Raw genomic sequence first — 20158 nt, forward strand, 5'->3', positions numbered from 1 at the left:
TATCGCGGTGGCAGGAAATGAAGACGGAGGTTCCGGTATTATTGCCTACCTCCTGTGACCAGATAAGTACCTGTTTCTGGTTCCATCCGGGAGCCGGGTATACAACTCGGCTCCCGAAATACGTCTATTGGCGGTACCCGCAAATATGAGGCGTGTCTTCACCCAGAAGGTTCCTCAAACAGGTTAAGCCCTTTTGCTGTGTCTCTCGACCGTCACCCCGGACAAGCGTTGGCGCGAACCGGGATCGGAGAGCCAAGGAACCCGTTGATACCGGGGACTCCCCGATAGCGGATACAACTTCCCAGCTTCGCCCTGATGACAATCATGGGAAAAATACAGTAATGCCGCGGGGTAAAATCCTGTCAGACGTCAGCACCCGGATCATCCAGTGAGAACTTGCGGCGGTCGGCGTCATAGGCAAACAGCTCTGCAAAACGCCCCCAGTCCACTAGCGTCGTCAAGGTCTGGAGCGCGTCGTTTTCCGGCATGACATCTTCCAGTTCATCGGCAAAACGGCTCCACGGCGCTGTGTGATTGCGCCGTTCGTCAAGAACCCGCCTGACCAGTTGGGCCAGGGCAAGCGTGTCCAGCAGTTTCTGACGAACCACAGCCTTGCGGTCGTCGATTTCCATGTCCGCAAATTTTTTTCCAAGGCTGGTCAGGACAATATCACCGCCCTCAACAACCGCAAATCCAAACAGTTCCATCGTGTCAACGACATGAAACAGGTCATCCGTCCCCAGCAGATACTGGTCGGCCAGTGCGGGCAGGTCGGCACGGCCATCATGGGGTGGTGCCGCGATTTCCTCGATCATGCCGGACAGTTCCGCAAAAGACAGCTCCGGTAAAACCGTCTCGATGCCGCGCACCGCATGGCGCCTGCCACCGGTCTTGCCGGTTGTTGCCAGCCGGGTGGTCATCTCGACATAAATCTCTTCCACAAGTGCTTGATACCGCCGGCTGTAGCGGTCCCTCGGCCTTGGTAGGTCAATCGGGATTTCGCGCACGATCCGGCCCGGATTGGAGCCCAGAACCACGACCCGGTCGCACATGGACACCGCCTCCTCTATGGAATGGGTGACCATGATGATGCCGGAAATCGGCAGTTTACCCTCGCTCCAGAGTTCCACGAGATCGGTTCGCAAGTTCTCCGCCGTAAGGACGTCGAGCGCGGAAAAGGATTCATCCAGCATGAGAATCGACGGCTCGACCACGAGCGCGCGTGCAAGCCCGACGCGCTGCCGCATGCCACCGGAAAGCTCCCGCGGATAGGCGCTTTCGAACCCGTCAAGTCCAATCAGATCAATCGCTTCAAGGGCCCGCCGCCGGCGTTCTTCCGGGACAACGCCCTTCGCCTCAAGCCCGATTTCGACATTTCCGAGCACCGTCAACCAGGGAAAGAGGGCAAAGGACTGGAACACCATGGCAATGCCGCTGATCGGCGCAATGATCGGGTGCCCCCGATACCGGACCTCTCCGGAAACCGGGCGAGCAAGACCCGCGATGATCCGCAAGAGAGTCGACTTACCCGATCCGGACCGGCCCAGAAGACCGAGGATTTCGCCCTCTGATACGGACAGATCGATCCCGGACAAAACCGTGTGCATGCCACCGCCGGGAAAGGGGAAGGCCTGACTGACCTTGTCGATTTCAAGAAGTCCCGAGCCGCTCATCCCTGCCCTCCCTAGTCAATCCGGTACCGGCGCTCGGCAAAGTCATAAAGCGGGCGCCACAACAGGCGGTTGGTCGCAATCACCAAAATACTCATGACAGCGATCCCGAGGACGATTTCATGATAGTCGCCCTTGTTGGTTGCCTCTGTAATATAGGCGCCGATCCCATGGGCGGTGACCGTCTCGTGCCCCCAACTCGCATACTCCGCAACGATCGAGGCGTTCCACGACCCTCCGGCAGCGGTGATTGCACCGGTCACATAATAAGGAAACACGGCGGGCAAGGCGACACGGCGCCACCAGAGCCAGCCGGTCACGCCAAAACTGCGCGCCACATCCTGCTGATCGCGCGGAAGCGTTTGTGCGCCGGCAATCACATTGAAAAGGATGTACCACTGGGTCCCGAGTATGATCAGGGGCGTGAGCCAAATATCCGGATTGAGCCTGTAAAGGACAATCAGGGACACGAGGAACGGGAACAACAGATTGGCCGGATAGGCAGCCAGGATCTGCGCAACCGGCTGCACGATACGGGACAAGCCCGGACGCAGCCCGACATAAACTCCAACCGGCACCCAGACCGCGCTTGCGATCAGAACAAGGATCAAAACCCGCGCGCCCGTAATCAGCCCCAGTCCGAAAGCTTCCAGAACGTTCCAGAGGGTCAGTGTTTCCATCACGTAGACGGAAATCCGGTACGTCATCCAGGCAGATACGCCGAGAACGAAAATAAACCAGATCCGATCTCCCCAAATCTGACGCTTGGCAAACGGTCCGGCGGCGACCGTTCCGGCGGCGCCAAGGGACCGCGGTTTTCGGGGCGGCTTATTCCGGCGCGCCAACAGGCGGATCAGGCCACCAAGAAGCGCCTGGAAAACGGAACCAATGCCGCGCCCGACCCGAGACCTCCGCAAGACTTCGTAAATCACTGATCGAGGTGGCGCTTCGTAGTTCTCCTGATCAATCCGAAACCGGTAGGACCACGCCACCAGCGGCCGGAAGAGGAGCTGGTCATACAACAGGATCACGATCAGCATTGCACCAACCGACCAGCCGATCGCCACGACATCCCGGGCTGCAATCGCAGCCGCAATATAGGAGCCAATTCCCGGCAAGGCGATTGTCGTATCGCCGACGCTGATCGCCTCTGATGCCACAACAAAAAACCAGCCGCCGGACATGGACATCATCATGTTCCAGACGAGCCCGGGCATGGCGAGCGGCACTTCCAGCCGCCAGAACCGCATGAAGGCTGGAAACCTAAGGCTTGTTGCCACTTCACCCAGGTCCGTGGGAACTGTTCTCAACGATTGATAAAAGGAAAAGGCCATGTTCCAGGCCTGACTGGTGAAAATCGCGAAAATGGCAGCGAATTCCGCCCCCAGCGTGCGGCCAGGCGCCAGAGACATGAAGAAAACGATGGTAACGGAAATAAACCCAAGGATCGGAACCGATTGAAGAATATCAAGAGCCGGAATCAGCACTTTTTCGGCGCGGCGGTTTTTGGCGGCAATCGGTGCGAAGATAAAGGTGAAAATCAGCGAAAACACCATCGCGACCAACATGCGGAATGTCGTCCTCAGCGCATATTCCGGCAAATGCGCCGGATCGAGCGAAATTGGCGTTTCCCTGAGCTGTTCCAGCGGCTCCATCGCCGGAAGCGTGGCGTCGACGATCAGAACGAACACGCCGATGACAAGCAGGATTGCAATCAGATCGAAAAACGGCGTCAGGCGCCGCCGCGCAACAACGCTGATCGGACCGGACAGGCGAACAGACCTTTTGGAGTTTTCTTCCCCTGCCGCCAGTTCCCTTCCCCCCGACAAAACGATTGTGATTTTGACGTTAGGGTAGCTTTGTAACCAACGAATGACCAGTTCAGCAACTCGGTTCTGGCCTTCATGCGTGAACCTTGCTGCGACAACAGACCAGCCAGTGACCAATACAGGCCTACTTGTCAGAGCGGCAAACTGAAATACGCCTTATGAGAGCTTAAATCATAAGCTCTATCAAAAATAGAAATCCTTCACACTTTTCGGGATAATTTCACAAATTTACAATTACCTAAAGTTTTAGCCTTAGCCTTTAGTCCAGATTTTTACCAATGATCTTCAGGATGGGGCAATGCATCTTTTCAAGCGAGCCAATGACATCAAGTTCGGGAAGAAGGTCGGCGGCGGGTTCGCCGCGATGGTTGCCCTCACCGCGGTTGTCAGCGGAATTGGTGCCCTCGCCGTCCGGAACCTGTCTGAGAAGGTGGAAGTCACCGGATACTCGACAACTGCCATCTCGACGCTGCAGAACGTTGCAGGCAGCCGGGAAAACTATCTCTCCAGTCTGGATGAACGCGCGGCCGAAGACGCCTTCGCCGAGCTCGGTGATCTGACCGGTCATCTGGATCTGCTTGCCCGGGATTTGCACAACGACCCGGACAGTCTCGCCGTAATTGCTGATGCCCGAACAGCCATTGCCGATTTCCGCTCGGTTTTCGAAACCATGCTCGAATTGACATCCCAACAGAACCAACGCCGGATTCTTCTGGAAGCTGTCCTTGCAAACCTCGAAAAAACCGCTGGTTCCATTGCATCGGCTGCCGGTTCGGAGAGACGGAAGTTCGGCCGGCAAGTCGTCAAGACAAGAGAGACGCTGTTTTTGGCCAACAAGGTAGGTCAGGCTGCTTCCGGTTTTCAGGAGGAGGCTCTCACCCTGCAAAACCTCTTCAATGAGGCAGCAAACAGCCCGGCCAAACTGGCGGAGGTAAAGGACCGCGCCAGTGCAATGGTTCCCTTGGCCACCGAAATCGCTGAAAAGCCATTGGAGGGTGTTGATCCGGCGGGCACGCAATCCCTGGCCGAGCTAACTCAAGAGCTGGTTGGTCAACTTGAAGAACTTGTCACAACCAAGGACTATATAAAGGTTTTTGACTTAACGGACGCTGTAAAAGCCAGTTTTGCGAACATAGACAATCTGACCAAGACCATACGCACACAAGCGAACGACGCTGTAGACACGGCCTATCGCGAAGCCGAAGACGTGACGCAAAGCTATAATCAGGTCGACGGGATTGCAGATCAAGCGGTTCGGGTGAAGGCGGAGGCCATCTCCATCAAGGCTGCAACTCTCGCCTTTTTGTTGTCACCGAACGGGCAAACCGAAGCAGCCATATCGGCGGGTCTGAAAACGGTCAAGGCGAGTGAAACGAAACTCCTTGAGGAGGCGGCCAATTATCCGGCAATCGCAGCAAGAGCAACCGCAATTGGGCGTTCGCTAACCTCCTATGAGAAGGCATTCGGCGATTTCGCGGCTGGTCACTTCGCCCTTCTGGAAAATGAAGACCAGTTGAAGACCTATGAAAATATGGTCCGCCAGATCATTTCGGGGATCGCTGCCGAGCAGGAAATCAAGGCACAGGCCTCCGGCCAACAGGCGCTTCTCACAATTGCGCTGACGCTGTTTCTGGCGGTTGCCAGCGCAGCGGCTCTTGCCTTTGCCATGAACCTTGCGGTTACACGGCCGATTCGAAAAACAACCGATGTCATGTCCCGGCTGGCGGATGGCGATGTCCAGATCGATATCGGGGACACCAAGCGCCGTGATGAAATCGGCGACATGAACCGGACGGTCGAAATTTTCCGCGACAATGCCGTTGCGCGGGCACGGCTTGAAGACGAAACCGCGCGTGAGCAGGAGAAACGGCAGGCACATCAGGAAAGGATCGAAGCGCTGATTTCCGACTTCCGGACGAAGGCTACGGACGTTCTTGCAGCCGTTGGCAACACAGCTGCCGGTCTTGACCAGACCGCGCATGCGCTCACAGGCATTGCCAGTGAGAGTTCCGGACATGCCGGGCAGACGCTGTCTGCAACCGATGAAGCCACCCAGAATGTTCAGACCGTTGCAAGTGCGTCTGAGGAACTGGCCGCCTCAATCGGCGAGATCTCCCGGCAGGTCAGCAAGACAAACGAGATTGTGGACCGGGCAACAGCCGGCACACGCGAGACTAACACCAAGGTCGAAAGCCTTGCCGCTGCAGCTTCGAAAATCGGTGAAGTGGTGAGCCTGATCCAGGCGATTGCCGAACAGACCAACCTGCTCGCCCTTAACGCGACAATCGAGGCCGCCCGTGCCGGGGATGCCGGACGCGGTTTCGCCGTTGTTGCGTCTGAGGTGAAGGAGCTTGCAACCCAAACTTCCAAAGCTACCGAGGAAATCAGCGGCCAGATCTCGGAAATCCAGTCGGCGACCGATGAATCGGTGAGCGCGATCGCCGACATCCTGAAGATCATGGAAGAGGTCAACAGCTATGCCTCCGCGATTGCCGCTGCCGTCGAACAGCAGGGAGCCGCGACCACGGAGATTTCGGACAACATCCAGCGCGCTGCCGAGGGTACTGGCCAGGTGAAGGCCAGCATGAACCAGCTTTCACTTGCGGTCGGCCAAACCAGTCAGTCCGCAGATATGGTTCTGAGCGCCTCCGGGGACCTGTCAGCCAAGACCGATCAACTCAAGACCGAGGTCGAGCATTTTCTGACAGAGGTCGCCGCGAGCTAACAAAACGGCAATCGACGCAAAACAGGATTGGCGGAAGTGCTACGAAGCGCTTCCACCAGTGCGCGAGGCAATGGGCCCATCCTTGAGACAGGACAGGACGATATCGGCTGCCGCTCCCCTCTGACTGTGGCCATCCGGCAAGCGCATTTCCTGATCCAGCCGTGCAAAGGCCTCGATCTGCCGGTGCCGTTCTGGAGTGTCCGACAGAAGCTCCAGAACCCGGAGGCTCAAGGCTTCGGGGTTGGCCTCATTGTCGAGAAATTCCGGAATGGGCTTGTCGTTCAAAATGATGTTGGGCAGCACCATGGAATCGATGCTGGCGAATTTGAGAACCTTGTTCAGCTCCTTCAAGAGCCGGACGATCCAGTCGATCTTGTAGGCGATCACCATCGGGACGCCCGAAAGCGCCAGTTCAAGCGACACGGTGCCCGAGGCAGCCAAGGCTGCATGGGCCTTGCGAAACGCCGCCAGCTTTTCCGCCTGACCGGAAACGATCACAGGCTTCACGGGCCAGTCCTTGACCCCTGCACGGATTTTCGCCTCGATATGGGTGACAGCTGGCAGAATGATCTCCAGATCCCTGTCCGCTTCAGCGATCCGGGCAACCGTTTCACCAAAGGTTGGCAGCAAGCGCTTGATTTCACTGTTCCGGCTTCCCGGAAGCAAAAGGAGAACCTTTTTCCCGTCTGCAAGGTCCGGCCGCTCCCCCGGCATCGGCCGCATGGACCCCACGTTTTCGATCAGGGGATGTCCGACATAATGGGTTCTCGGACCGCCAAGCCGGCGATGGGCTTCAGGTTCGAACGGCAAGAGGGCCAACAGTTCGTCGACATAGGCGCGCATCTTGCGCGCCCTGCCCGGCCGCCAGGCCCAGACCGACGGAGACACATATCCAACGACCGGAATATGCGGCGCGCGCTTGCGCACCCGCTTTGCGACATTATGCGTGAAATCGGGACTGTCGATGATCACAAGGATGTCAGGCCTTGCCGCGATAATGGCGTCGACTGTCTGGTACACCCGCCTGATAATCAACGGCAAGCGTGCCAGAACAGCACTGATCCCCATCACCGAGACGTCCGACATATCGAAAAAACTATCAAGGCCAAGGGCCCTGGTCCGCTCACCGCCAACCCCGCTGAAACGGACCTGGCCCGGGAGCCGGTCAGATAGCGCTTGCATCAACTCCGCCCCGAGTTGGTCACCGGACTCTTCCCCGGCCACGATGCAAACATGAACCGGTGTACTCAGGTCGGTCTCTGCGGTCATGAACGTCCTGTTACCCGGTTGCGGCGTCAAAGCCATAAACAAACAGACGGTTTTCATCCGCCAAGCGGATGGTCGCCTCGAAGTCCGACATCAGTGCCTTCCCGGCCGCCACCGCAATTCCCGCAAGCCCCGCCTCCACGGCAAGCTCGATGGTCCGCGGCCCTATGGCCGGCAGATCTACCCGAAGGTCCTGCCCGGGCTTTGCGGCCTTGACCAATACCCCGAGGCGGCCCTTGTGCCGGATGCGGCCTATCCGGCGCATGTCGGCACAGCGCTGCAGCATCAAATCGGTGCCTTCCGCCCCTTCAAGCGCGACAACCCGCCCGTTCATGGCAACTGCGGCCTGCCCGATATCAAGCTCTCCAAGACGGCCGACCGCTTTGAGCGCAAGCTCCATGTCGGCGGTAGCCTGCCGGTCAGGCTTGTGCCTGCCCATAATGCCGGTTTTTGCGAGCAACTCCGGCGCTACGTCCTGCACACCGACCACCTTATAGCCCTCCGTCTCGAACAGTCCGATGACCTTGGTCAGCAGACTGTCATCACCGCCAACCAATGCCCGGATAATGCGCGGCAATCGCTTCAGTGTGCCGGGATCCCCGAGGATCGATGTATAATCCGGACGCCGGGACACACCGCCAATCAACACGATTTCATGGCAATTCGATTTGGCCAGAAACTTGTAGAGACGCCCGATCTCGCCCCAACCCAGGATCGTATCGGCCTCAGGCACCAGCGCTGGATCTATCTCACCCTTGATGCCGATCACGACCGGGCGCTTGCCGCGCCCTTCGAGACTGGCCGTTATCTGACCGGGCAAGCTGCCGTTTCCGGCAATGATCGCAGTCCTCGGCTCAGCGCTTGGGGTCATTTTCCAACAGATCCCTGTCAGGCCGGCTGATCACTCAGCACTACGCGGTGTGCAAAAGCGGCGGTCTTCCTTTTCCAGAATGAAATCCGTCAGCTTCTTCACAAGAGGTTGGCCGTTGGAAGCCGCGGCAACGGCCTCGGCACGTGTCCGCAAGGTGCCTTCGTCCGATTCAAACAGTTCCCGATATGCGGCCCTGAGCGCATGAATGTGATCGCGCTCGAAATTTGCGCGTTTGAGACCGACCAGATTGAGCCCGCCAAGGCTCGCCCGGTTGCCCGTCACCATGCCGAATGGAATCAGATCGTTTTCGAGTCCCGCCATCCCACCGACAAAGGCCAGATCCCCGATCCGGGTAAACTGGATCACAGCCGATCCACCGCCGAAAATCACATTGCTGCCGACGGTGACATGACCTGCAATCATGACATTGTTCGACAGGACAACACGGTCCCCCAGGTAACTGTCATGGCCGACATGGGAGTTCGCCAGGAAAGCGCAGTCGTTTCCGATCCGCGTTTCATGGCCGCCCCCTGCGGTCCCCGGATTGATGGTGACGCCTTCGCGGATGATGCAGCGCTCACCTATCGTCAGGGTCGCGTCTTCGCCGCGGAACTTCAGATCCTGTGCCTGATGGCCGATCGAGGCGAACGGAAAGATCGCAGTCCCTGCTCCGATCGACGTGTCTCCCGCGACAACCACATGCGATTTCAACTCGACATTGCTGCCGAGCCTGACCTGAGAGCCAATCACGCAATAGGGCCCGATCCGCACGTCGTCTCCAAGCACGGCACCCGGCTCGATGATCGCCGAAGGATGAATATCAGTCATGTAACCTCACGCGTCGACCAGCATGGCGCTGATTTCCGCTTCAGCCACCTTTGCTCCGTCAACCATAGCCACAGCGTCGAACTTCCAGATGCTGGCGCGCTGCTTGATTTTCTTGACGTGGAAACGGACCTGGTCACCGGGCTCTACCGGCTTGCGGAACTTGGCCTTGTCAATGGTCATGAAATAGACCAGCTGAGGTGGAGCATCGTTGCCACGCGCATCCACACAAAGAGCACCGGCGGTCTGAGCCATCGCCTCGATCAGCAAGACCCCCGGCATGACCGGACGCCCCGGAAAATGACCGGTGAAGTGCGGCTCGTTCATCGTGACGTTCTTGATGCCGATACAGCTGTCGTCACCATCCATCTCGATGATCCGGTCGATCAACAGGAACGGATACCGATGCGGCAGCAATTCCATGATCCGCATGATATCGGCACTTTTCAGCGTCTTTTTCTCAGTCTCTTCCATTCATATGCCCCTTGGCGTGCAACACGCCGAAATACAACAAGAAAACCCGTATCGTTTAATTGCCTGCACCCCGTTCTGCAAGCTTGCGCAGGGCGGCGACTTCGCGAAACCACTGCTTTACCGGCTTGGCCGGCGTCCCGCCATAGCGCCCGCCCGGCGGAACATCCTGATTGACCACGCTGACGGCTGCGATCTGCGCGCCCATTCCGATCGTGACATGACCTGCAACACCGCTCTGCCCGCCAATGGCAACATAGTCTCCCAGTGTGGCACTTCCGGAAATTCCGACCTGGGAAACAATCACACAGTGACGGCCGACAACGACGTTGTGCCCGATCTGCACCTGGTTGTCGATCTTGGTCCCCTCGCCGATCACCGTGTCGCGATTTGCGCCCCGGTCGATTGTGGTATTCGCCCCGATTTCAACCTCGTCCTGAATGATGACCCGGCCGATTTGCGGTACCTTGAGATGCCCGCCCGGGCCCATGGCATACCCGAATCCATCCTGGCCGATACAGACACCCGGATGCACATATACCCGGTTGCCAAGCAGTGCAAACTGCAGGGACGCATTGGCTCCGATGACACAGTCGCGGCCAATCCGGACCCCGGCACCAATGACAGCGTTCGAGCGGACTATTGTGCCCGCGCCGATTTCAGCGCCGGAGCCGATCACTGCGCCCGCTTCAACACTGACACCGTCTTCCAGCTTCGCATCAGGCGCGATTACCGCCCGTTCCGATATAGCCGGGACCGCACCAAAGGCCGGTACCATCGCATCGGGGAAGAGTTTTGCCAACACCTTCGCCCATGCCCGATAGGGCTCCGGACAAACCAGCAAGGCGACAGTTTCAGGCACCTTGGCCGCATGTTTCTTCGCAACCAGACAGGCGCTTGCCTCGGTGGTGGACAGCTGGTCGAGATACGCGACGTTATCAAAGAAGACCAGCATACCGGCATGCGCATCCTCGACCGGGGCCACGCCGGTGATCGAAAGATCGCCTTCCCCCCGCACGAGTTCAGCCCCTGCCCATTCGGCAATATCGGACAATGTGACCGGCTTTGGCGGGTCGAGAAACACAGGGTCTGTCATGAATGGGTCCATGCTCGGGAACAGATCGGAACGTATGGGGGACCCGATTTAGCGCATTCCGGACAAAAAAAAAACGGCCGCCGTGAAACGGCGGCCGATAAATCACATTCCAAGCCGTGCCGTGTTAGAAACGGGTCCCGCCGCTTAGACGGAAAACCTGGGTCTTGTCTTCGTCTTCCTTCATGATCGGCCAGGCAAAGTCTGCGCGAAGCGGACCGAACGGCGACTGCCAGCGGATACCCGCACCAACGGAGGCCCGCAGGTTGAAGCCATTCGACAGAACATCATCACCCGAGTTGTTCACCAGATTGACCAGATCGCTGTCCGCATCCCAGACAGAACCGGCATCCGCGAAGACGGCCCCACTGAAACCAAGCTCATCGGGAAGGATCGGGAACGGGAAGGTGCTCTCCGCAGTCGCTGCAAAGAACATGGTGCCGCCGATTGCGTCATCCGTATTGGAATCACGCGGGCCGATGCCTTGGTTCTCGAAGCCACGGACCAGATTGCCGCCCAACATGAACTGCTCGGACACCCGCAACCGCTCGTCACCGAGAGAAGCGATATGACCGCCCTGAACCGACAAAGAGCCAACAATTCCAAGATCCGGCACGATTTCCTTGTAACCGCGAGCCTGTGCCGTGGTCTTGATGTAGTAGGAATCCCCACCCAGACCGGCAAAGTTCTGCCCGAACGCAGCATAAATACCATCGGTCGGATTAAGGTTGAAGTTCAATGTGTTGTAAACGAACTGATAGCCAACCAGCGAGGTCAAGTACGTTCCGAGGGAGTCACAGACCGCAAGCGACAGATCGTCCGTATCACAATTCGTAACACTCGTCGAAACGTCATCCGGATCAGAGTTGTCTTCCTGGAAGATGTTGTAGAACAGCCGGACTGTCAGCTCGTCTTCGCGAAGCGGAAGCGTAAAGCCGAACCCGCCACCGATCTTGTCCTGATCATACGACCGGTAGTCGTTGGCATCGAGAACATTGCGGTAGGCTTCGAGATCCAGAGCGACACGGCGGCCCAGGAAGAACGGCTCGACAAACCGGAACTCGTAATTCTGGGTGTCGGCACCACCGCCAACGCCAAGCTTCACGAACTGGCCACGGCCGAGGAAGTTGCGCTCTGTAACGGACACATCACCAATGACGCCGTCAGCGGTGGAATACCCGACACCGAACGAGACTTCACCCGTCGGCTTTTCTTCAACCTGAACATTCACCACAACCCGGTCCGGCGCACTTCCCTGCTGGGTCGTGATCGTGACCTTCTCGAAGTAGCCGAGGTTGTTCAGGCGGCGTTCTGCCTTGTCGAGCAGTGTCCGGTTGAACGCATCGCCTTCGGCAAGATCGAACTCGCGGCGAATAACATACTCGCGGGTCCGATCGTTACCAATGACGTTCAGCCGTTCGATGTAAGCGCGCGGACCCTCTTCGATATAGTAGGTCAGCGAAATCGTGTTGGTGTCGTAGTCACGGGATGCCTGCGGCCGGATTCGCGCAAAAGCATAGCCGTTTTCGGAGACCTTGACTGTCAAGTCTTCAACCGTCTGGTCAATGCGCAGCGAGTTGAAGGTCGCGCCCTTGCGGGTACGCACTTGCGAATTCAGGCTTTCTGGAGAGATTTCCGAAATCGACGAAACAACTTCGACATCGCCGAAATCGTACTTCTCGCCTTCATCGACCGTAAAGGTTACATAAAAGATGTTGTTTTCGCGGTCCAGATCGGCAGATGCGGACACAATCCGGAAATCGGCATAGCCCTTCCGGTTGTAGTACTGCCGCAGCAATTCCTGGTCAGCGGCCAGACGATCCGGATCATAGGTGTCCGTTGTCCGGATCCAGCTCAGCAAACCGCTTTCACGGGTCCGGATCACATCGCGCAGGCGGCGATCACTGAACGCATTGTTACCGACAAACGAAATCCGCTCGACGCCTGTCTTGTCGCCTTCATTGATTTCAAAGACCAGATCGACACGGTTGTCGCCCCGTTCGATGATCTTCGGCTCGACGGACGCGCCATAGCGCCCGGAGCGGCGGTAGGCTTCCAGGATGTTCTGCACATCCGTTTGGACCTTGGCACGCGTCAGCATCGTCCGCTCCTGCGAACGGACGGCGGTTTCAAGTGCCTCGTCGTTGATCTTCTTGTTGCCCTCGAAAGATACCCGGTTGATGATCGGGTTTTCCGTGACATTCACAATGACAGTGCTGCCTTGCGGCTGGATGCTCACATCTGCGAACAAGCCAGTCGCAAAGAGCGCCTTGACCGACTCATCGACATCCGCAGCGCTGTAGTTCCTGCCCGGCACAATCGTCATGTAGCTGAGGACGGTTTCCTCTTCGATCCGGGTATTCCCCCGCACCACGATGTTGCGAGCGACCGCCGCCTCGGCGGGTGCGGCGGAGAAGGGACCAAGCACTTCGGGCAAGACCGCGCCCGTAGAATAGAGGCCAACCGCGAGAAGAGCGGCACGATTAAGTTTCTGCAATCGCTGCATAAGTGCGCTATGCCTTTTTTTACTAAACGTCTCGCCCGAGGGCGCGCTCTCGACGCGAGAGTCTCAGGAACCGCAAACGTTTTACAGCCTTTTTCCAAATGCGCAACCACCCCGAAAATCCAAAAAAGATTTAAATCTAAGGCGTTGCGCGGATGCCACGGCTACAGTGTCCACACAATAATTCAAAGATTGGTTAAATGAAGGACATCATTCCATGTCGCAAAAACCATCAACATCAAAACGATCGCGATTCCGATCCTGAACCCGATGTCCTGCACACGCGCACTAAGCGGCTTCCCGCGCACGGCCTCGGCGAAATAGAACACCAGATGCCCGCCATCAAGCATCGGGATCGGCAGCAGGTTCAACAGACCGATGCTGACAGACAGCACAGCCGCCAATGACAACAACGGGACAATGCCTTCATTGGCGACTTGACCCGACACCTGGGCTACCCGGATCGGCCCGCCGATCTGGTCGGCTGATTCCCGGCCTGAAATAACACCCCAGAGATAGTCACCGGTTCGCTCCACAATATAAAGCGTTTCCTTCGCGCCCTCACCTATCGCACTGATCGGTCCGAACTTTTGCGAAATCAGATCGTCGGCCTTGGGACTACGCGAGACGCCGAGTAGCCCGAGGCGCTGGGTATTGCCGAACCGGTCGGTGATCTCGCGGTATTGCGGTGTTACAACCACATCTCGCACTGCATTTCCACGTTCGATCTGAAGCGTCAGCGGAATTCCGGCGCTCGCAGACACAATGCGCTGCATTTGGGAGAAGGTCTGCACCGGCTTGCCGTCAATAGCCAGAACCATGTCACCGGACTGAAGTCCTGCTTCGGCTGCTGCACTGTTGGGCTGAACCGTTTCGATCATCGGTGTGATGACGGTCCGTCCGAAAACGCCGAAAATCATCGCAAAGATGGCGATGGCCAGAATGAAATTGGCAACAGGACCAGCCGCCACAACAGCAGCACGTTGCCAGACCGGCTTTGCGACAAAAGCGGTCGCCCTCTCTTCGGGCGACATGGCCGCGATCCGGTCACGATCCGGAACACTTGCCGCGTTTTCATCGCCCGCAAACTTGACGTAACCGCCAAGCGGGATCGCGGACAGTTTCCAACGCGTCCCCTTGCGATCGGTAAAGCCAATCAACTCGCTTCCGAAACCGACCGAGAAAGCGTCGATTTTCACCCGGCACCAGCGCGCGACAGCGAAATGTCCCAGCTCATGGAAGAAGACAATGATCGTCAGTACGAACAGGAACGGCACAATTGTGCCAATCAGCAGACCGTACAAGGAAGACAGAAATTCCATCGCGTTTCCATTCGCTTTTCATGTTTTGTCATGACTGGACCAGCGCCCGTCAAACGATCTGCCGGATAAATACGGCAGCCAGACCAATATGGAAATACCGGCTTGCGTCTCAAAGCCAAATCGACACACTCTGACGTCAGCCTGATCCGGCTGAAACAGCTACGAGTAACCGGATCAGGCCGCAGAGGCGGAAATCCATTTCCGGCAAATGCCCCGGGCCAGTTGATCGATCTCGAGTGCATCTTCCGCACAGCCGAATACGGACCCGTGATGTCTTGCCAGAACCTCGTCGATAGTATGCCCAACTGCGCGTGGAATATCCAGAAACCCGATACCGCCGGACAAGAAAACATCAACGGCAACCTCATCAGCTGCATTCAGGGTCGCGGTCGCAACACTTCCCTCGTCCAGCGCCTCGTAGGCCAGTTTGAGTGCCGGAAACCGCTGCAGGTCCGGTGTTTCGAATGTCAAGGATCCGATAACACCGAGATCGAGCCGCTCGACAGGAACTTCCATACGCTCCGGCCAGACAAGACACCGCGCAATCGGCGTTCTCATATCCGGCGCCCCCAGCTGCGCGAGCAGCGATCCGTCTGCATATTGCACAAGCCCATGAACGATGGACTGGGGATGGACAAGCACGTCAAGTTGCGACCGATCTATTGGGAATAGGTGAAATGCTTCAATAACTTCGAAGCCTTTGTTCATCAAGGTCGCGCTGTCGATCGTGATCCGGCGCCCCATGTCCCAATTCGGGTGCTTGAGCGCCTGTTGCGGCGTGACCCGCTCCATGTCACTCAGGCTAAAGGTCCGGAACGGGCCGCCGGAGGCGGTCAGTGTGACCTTTTCAACCTGATCCGCGTTTTCCGCCTCGAATATCTGGAAGATCGCGTTGTGCTCGCTGTCCACCGGCAGAACGCGGACACCGTTCTTTTCCGCCTCGGCCATGAAGAAGTCCCCGGCCGATACCAGGCATTCCTTGTTGGCCAGCGCAAGCGTGCGGCCCGGCTTGAGGGCGGCAACGGTCGGCTTCAGGCCCGCAGAGCCGACAATTCCCGCAATGACCATATCCGCCGGACGCTCCACAGCCTCCAAAACAGCAGCCTCGCCAGCCCCGACCTCGATGCCCGTACCTTGAAGCGCATCACGCAGGTCGCCAGCCTTTGCGCTGTCAGCGCAGACCACACAATCAGGCCGAACGTCTTTGGCAAGGCGAACCATTTCCGAAACATTCGAATTGGCGACCAACGCCGCAACATGAAACCGGTCCGGGTTCCGCCTGACGATATCAAGCGTGCTTTGACCGATAGAACCCGTCGCCCCCAACACGATCAGGCGCGTGGTTTCGGATTGCGTCCGGGACCGGCCGGCCGGCGCCTGTGTTGCTGCGTCCATGCCGCTCCCCTTAATTCCAGAACAATCCGGACATCGGATCGCCCAAGGTTCCCCCGAGAACCAAGCCAAGTGCAGCGGCCGTGATCGCGGCTGCGACAAGTCCGTCGACACGATCCATGACACCGCCATGGCCGGGGATCAGCCCGCTGCTGTCCTTAACGTCAAAGCGCCGCTTGATGGCTGATTCCATCAAATCGCCGAGTTGGCTGACAACCGAAAACACGGACGCCAGGACAACCCACCACCAAACGTTGACATGACCAAACATAGCAACAAAACCGACCCCGAACAGGTTGGCCGCGACCAACCCGCCCGTTGCTCCGGACCATGTCTTGTTTGGCGAGACCTGCCGCCAGAGCTTCGGCCCGCCAAGAGTCCGGCCTGTGAAATAGGCCCCGATATCCGTTGCCCAAACCACAATCAGCAGGAAAAACAGGAACAATTGCCCATTGTCGCCCGAACGGGCGCCAAGCAGCCCATAAAGTGCCAGCCCGCTATACAGCACCCCTTCTGCGGCCCATCGTGCTGTGCGGTCCGCCCCCCCGAGCAGATAGGCCAGCCCGGCACCAAAAACGGCCACCAGAAGCGACATGCCCGGGTATCCGAGATCAAACGCCGCAGCAATCGCGATCAGAACCGCATACCCCGCATAGGCGCGCTTGGACGTGTCCCGAGTGCCGGTCAGGGCAAACCATTCCTTCATGAACAGAAGGATCCCGATCAGTGCGAGCAGCGAAAATGCGAGACCGCCAAACCAGGCTATCACCAGCACCGCCGGTGCCATGACCACTGCGGACAGGAAACGGATTTTCAGATCGGATTTCTTGGAACCACCGGCCCCCTTCGGTCGGTCTACCGACATTACAATGCCTTTGCCGTCAAACCGCCAAATCGCCGGTCACGACCACAATAGTCGTCGAGCGCTGCATCAAAGGCCTCACGATCAAAATCGGGCCAAAGCACAGGGCTGAAGTACAGCTCCGAATAGGCGGCTTGCCACATGAGAAAGTTAGAAAGCCGCCGCTCTCCGCTGGTGCGAATAATCAAATCCGGGTCGGGAATACCGGCGGTGTCGAGTGATGCGTTCAACGCGTCTTCGGAAATTGCTTCGGGAGAAAGCTCTCCACTTGCGACCTCCTGCGCCAAACGGCGGATTGCGCGTGTGATTTCGTCCCGGGCACCATAATTGAAGGCCACCACGAGTGTCATACCGGAATTTTCCCGGGTCAGAGCCTCGGCATCGGTCAGGAGCTTCAGGATGGAGGAATCCAGATCCTCCCTCTGACCGATGACCCTGATGCGCACATTGGCGTTGTGGATTTCCGACAGATCCCGCTGCAGGAACCGGCGCAACAGACCCATCAGGAAACTGACCTCGGTTTCCGGCCGGCGCCAGTTTTCTGAAGAGAAGCTGTAAATGGTCATGTAGCCGAGACCGAGCCGCACGGCATGACGCACCGTCCGGCGCAGAGCTTCAAGCCCGTGCCGATGCCCTTCCGTGCGCGGCAGGCCGCGAGCCTGGGCCCAACGCCCATTTCCATCCATGATAAATGCCACATGGCCCGGCAGCCCGTCCGCAGTCCGGGCAGCTTCCGGGGCCGTGATGCTTCGATCCGGAGTGGCACTCATGTATAAGCCTCGCGTAACGGGCTGCGCAGATCCGACACGGTCAGACCTGCGAAATTTCCTGCTCTTTCTTTTCCAGCAGGGTATCGACTTCCGCAATCATGCTGTCGGTAAGCTTTTGAACTTCGTCCGACGCATGACGGCTGTCATCTTGACTGATTTCGCCGTCTTTTTCAGCTTTTTTGGCTGTGTCCATGCCGTCGCGCCGCACATGGCGGATCGAGACCTTGGCCTGCTCGGCATATTTGTGCGCAACCTTGATCAGCTCCTGACGCCGTTCCTGGTTGAGTTCCGGGATCGGCAGACGCAGGAGCGTGCCGTCAACAACCGGGTTGAGGCCAAGAGCCGATTCACGGATCGCCTTTTCAACCGCCGACACCATCCCCTTGTCCCAAACCTGAACCGCAACCATGCGCGGCTCGGGGACACTGACGGTTGCCACCTGATTGATCGGCATGGACTGGCCATAAGCGTCAACACTGATCGGATCCATCATGGAAGCAGAAGCGCGTCCCGTGCGAAGACCCGCAAAATCGGTCTTCAGAACCGAAAGGGCACCTTCCATACGGCGCTTCAGATCATCCAGGTCGACACCTTCTACCGGCATGTTGTCCTCACTTCATTCTTGTCTGTTGGCATGTGCCATGAAAGCCGGGCGCCAAAATGGCACAGATGCGCCGAAACACAAGAGGCGCCCGGTGCTTATTGGCAAAAGATTCAGCCTTCCACAACCGTGTAGGTACCGGTTTCGTTCAGAACGTTCACCAGCGCTCCCGGCGTATGAATGGAAAACACCACAACGGGGATCTGGTTGTCACGCGCAAGTGCGATGGCGGTGGTGTCCATGACCTTGAGATTGCGCTTGATCACGTCTTCATAAGAGAGCGTGTCGTAGCGCTCGGCGTTCGCATTGATCTTGGGATCTTCGGAATAGACGCCGTCGACCTGGGTGCCTTTCAGGAACGCATCGCATTTCATTTCCGCAGCGCGCAAGGCAGCGCCGCTGTCGGTGGTGAAGAACGGATTGCCCGTCCCGCCCGCGAAGACGATCACATCGCCGTCTTCCATGTAACGGTCAGCGACCCGCTGCGTAAACGTCTCGCAGATCGATGGCACGGGAACTGCGGACAGAACACGCGCCTGAACCTTGAGGCGCCGCAAGGCATCCGCCAGCGTCAGTGAGTTCATGATCGTCGCCAGCATGCCCATGTGGTCGCCGGTGACCCGGTTGCCGCCCTTGGCCGCGACAGCCACGCCGCGGAAAATGTTACCGCCACCCACGACAACGCCGACCTGCGCTCCAAGCGCGACCGCATCCGCGATTTCCTTTGCGATCCGTTGCACGATCATCGGATCGATACCGAAGGCCTGAGAGCCCATCAGGGCCTCACCGGACAATTTCAGCAGAACGCGTTTCCAGCGAAGAGGTTTGGTCATGGCAGCACCTGTTCTTATAATTTGTCTTCCATAAAAAAAGCGCCGGTCAATGCCGGCGCTTTTCGAAGGAGCTTACTGCCCGGTGGCCGCCGCCACCTCTGCGGCGAAGTCCTGCTCTTCCTTCTCGATCCCCTCGCCGAGTGCGAAGCGAACGAACCCGGTGAGCTTGACATCAGTGCCGAGATCCTTGGCCAGGGCCTCGACAGCTTGCTCGACTGTCTTGTCCGGATCAATCACGAAAGCCTGCTTTACGAGGGTGACTTCCTCGTAGAACTTGCGCAGACGGCCTTCGACCATCTTTTCGATGATGTTTTCCGGCTTGCCGGAAGCACGTGCCTGCTCGGAGAACACCGACTTTTCGCGCTCAACCACAACCGGGTCGAGCTCTTCCGTGTTCAGCGCCAGCGGGCTGGTTGCAGCAACATGCATGGCGATCTGGCGGCCAAGCGCGTTCAGCTTGTCCTTGTCACCTGCAGATTCCAGAGCAACGAGAACGCCGATCTTGCCCAGACCCTCGGAAATCGCGCCGTGGACGTAGGTTGCGACCACACCGTTTTCGACCGAAAGGACCGCCGTACGGCGCAGGCTCATGTTTTCACCGATGGTCGCAATCGCGTCGGTGATGGCATCCGTAACCGGCTTCCCGTCGACATCGGCCGCAGACACGGCTTCAATCGAGCCATCGGTTCCGGCCGCAACGCCAGCAACCTTGGAGACCAGCTCCTGGAAGCCTTCATTGCGGGCAACAAAGTCGGTTTCGGAGTTCAGCTCGATAACCGCTGCCTTACTGCCTTGGGCAGCCACACCGACCAGACCTTCCGCGGCAACGCGGCCAGCCTTCTTGGCGGCCTTTGCGAGGCCCTTTGTGCGCAGCCAGTCAACAGCTGCTTCCATATCGCCGTCCGCTTCTTTGAGAGCGGTCTTGCAGTCCATCATGCCCGCGCCGGATTTTTCGCGGAGCTCTTTTACCATCGCAGCGGTAATGCTCATCGATTGCCTCGTGGATGGGAGGTTTCAGATATGACACGGTGTAGCCCAACCGCTTCCGTGTCTTTATGACGGGCCTGCAACAAATTGCAGCCCTTGCGAACAATTCAACAGGTTCCTGACGCATGACTGGCATGC

16 protein-coding genes are annotated in these 20158 nt (G+C 58.0%); 1 reads left to right on the forward strand and 15 read right to left on the reverse strand.

Annotated features, from left to right (window positions below; translation table 11 throughout):
- Window positions 1–362 precede the first annotated feature (362 nt).
- Both E1297_RS17850 and E1297_RS17855 read right to left on the reverse strand, forming a co-directional pair.
- Entirely contained in the window at window positions 363–1673 is a 1311-nt protein-coding gene (locus tag E1297_RS17850) for a nitrate/sulfonate/bicarbonate ABC transporter ATP-binding protein (protein ID WP_155140680.1), read from the reverse strand.
- Between the two features lie 11 nt (window positions 1674–1684).
- Complete coding sequence (locus tag E1297_RS17855) at window positions 1685–3442, reverse strand: ABC transporter permease subunit (RefSeq protein WP_244327800.1); 1758 nt, start codon at window positions 3440–3442, stop codon at window positions 1685–1687.
- Between the two features lie 355 nt (window positions 3443–3797).
- Between E1297_RS17855 and E1297_RS17860 the strand changes: the two genes are divergently transcribed.
- Complete coding sequence (locus tag E1297_RS17860; RefSeq protein ID WP_155140682.1) at window positions 3798–6224, forward strand: methyl-accepting chemotaxis protein; 2427 nt, start codon at window positions 3798–3800, stop codon at window positions 6222–6224.
- 39 nt (window positions 6225–6263) lie between these two features.
- Here the strand turns inward: E1297_RS17860 and lpxB are convergent, their stop codons facing one another.
- The 13 genes from lpxB to tsf all read right to left on the reverse strand — a co-directional run bounded on the left by lpxB (window position 6264) and on the right by tsf (window position 20023).
- On the reverse strand, window positions 6264–7493 hold the full coding sequence (gene lpxB / locus E1297_RS17865) for a lipid-A-disaccharide synthase (RefSeq protein WP_155140684.1): 1230 nt from the start codon (window positions 7491–7493) through the stop codon (window positions 6264–6266).
- 10 nt (window positions 7494–7503) lie between these two features.
- A complete protein-coding gene (locus tag E1297_RS17870; protein ID WP_155140687.1) occupies window positions 7504–8361 on the reverse strand; it encodes an LpxI family protein in 858 nt (285 codons plus the stop codon).
- A 30-nt stretch (window positions 8362–8391) separates the two neighbouring features.
- Window positions 8392–9189: an acyl-ACP--UDP-N-acetylglucosamine O-acyltransferase gene (gene lpxA / locus E1297_RS17875; RefSeq protein ID WP_155140689.1), complete on the reverse strand. Its 798-nt coding sequence runs from the start codon at window positions 9187–9189 to the stop codon at window positions 8392–8394.
- Between the two features lie 6 nt (window positions 9190–9195).
- On the reverse strand, window positions 9196–9660 hold the full coding sequence (fabZ, locus tag E1297_RS17880; RefSeq protein WP_155140691.1) for a 3-hydroxyacyl-ACP dehydratase FabZ: 465 nt from the start codon (window positions 9658–9660) through the stop codon (window positions 9196–9198).
- A 55-nt stretch (window positions 9661–9715) separates the two neighbouring features.
- A complete protein-coding gene (lpxD, locus tag E1297_RS17885) occupies window positions 9716–10753 on the reverse strand; it encodes a UDP-3-O-(3-hydroxymyristoyl)glucosamine N-acyltransferase (protein ID WP_155140693.1) in 1038 nt (345 codons plus the stop codon).
- A gap of 124 nt (window positions 10754–10877) precedes the next feature.
- Window positions 10878–13256, reverse strand: a complete 2379-nt coding sequence (gene bamA / locus E1297_RS17890; protein ID WP_155140695.1) for an outer membrane protein assembly factor BamA — start codon at window positions 13254–13256, stop codon at window positions 10878–10880.
- 182 nt (window positions 13257–13438) lie between these two features.
- The gene (rseP, locus tag E1297_RS17895) at window positions 13439–14575 is read right to left on the reverse strand and encodes an RIP metalloprotease RseP (protein WP_155140697.1); all 1137 of its coding nucleotides are present in this window, start codon (window positions 14573–14575) and stop codon (window positions 13439–13441) included.
- Between the two features lie 174 nt (window positions 14576–14749).
- The gene (locus E1297_RS17900) at window positions 14750–15970 is read right to left on the reverse strand and encodes a 1-deoxy-D-xylulose-5-phosphate reductoisomerase (protein ID WP_155140699.1); all 1221 of its coding nucleotides are present in this window, start codon (window positions 15968–15970) and stop codon (window positions 14750–14752) included.
- A gap of 10 nt (window positions 15971–15980) precedes the next feature.
- Window positions 15981–16832, reverse strand: a complete 852-nt coding sequence (locus E1297_RS17905) for a phosphatidate cytidylyltransferase (protein WP_155140701.1) — start codon at window positions 16830–16832, stop codon at window positions 15981–15983.
- A complete protein-coding gene (locus E1297_RS17910) occupies window positions 16832–17599 on the reverse strand; it encodes an isoprenyl transferase (RefSeq protein WP_155140703.1) in 768 nt (255 codons plus the stop codon). The genes E1297_RS17905 and E1297_RS17910 overlap by 1 nt, the downstream gene beginning before the upstream one ends.
- Window positions 17600–17639: 40 nt before the next feature.
- Window positions 17640–18203: a ribosome recycling factor gene (frr, locus tag E1297_RS17915; RefSeq protein WP_155140705.1), complete on the reverse strand. Its 564-nt coding sequence runs from the start codon at window positions 18201–18203 to the stop codon at window positions 17640–17642.
- Between the two features lie 110 nt (window positions 18204–18313).
- Entirely contained in the window at window positions 18314–19033 is a 720-nt protein-coding gene (gene pyrH, locus E1297_RS17920; protein ID WP_155140707.1) for a UMP kinase, read from the reverse strand.
- Window positions 19034–19105: 72 nt separating this feature from the next.
- Window positions 19106–20023, reverse strand: coding sequence for a translation elongation factor Ts (tsf, locus tag E1297_RS17925; protein WP_155140709.1), 918 nt, complete (start codon window positions 20021–20023; stop codon window positions 19106–19108).
- Window positions 20024–20158 lie beyond the last annotated feature (135 nt).

This window comes from Roseibium sp. RKSG952, assembly GCF_009711355.1.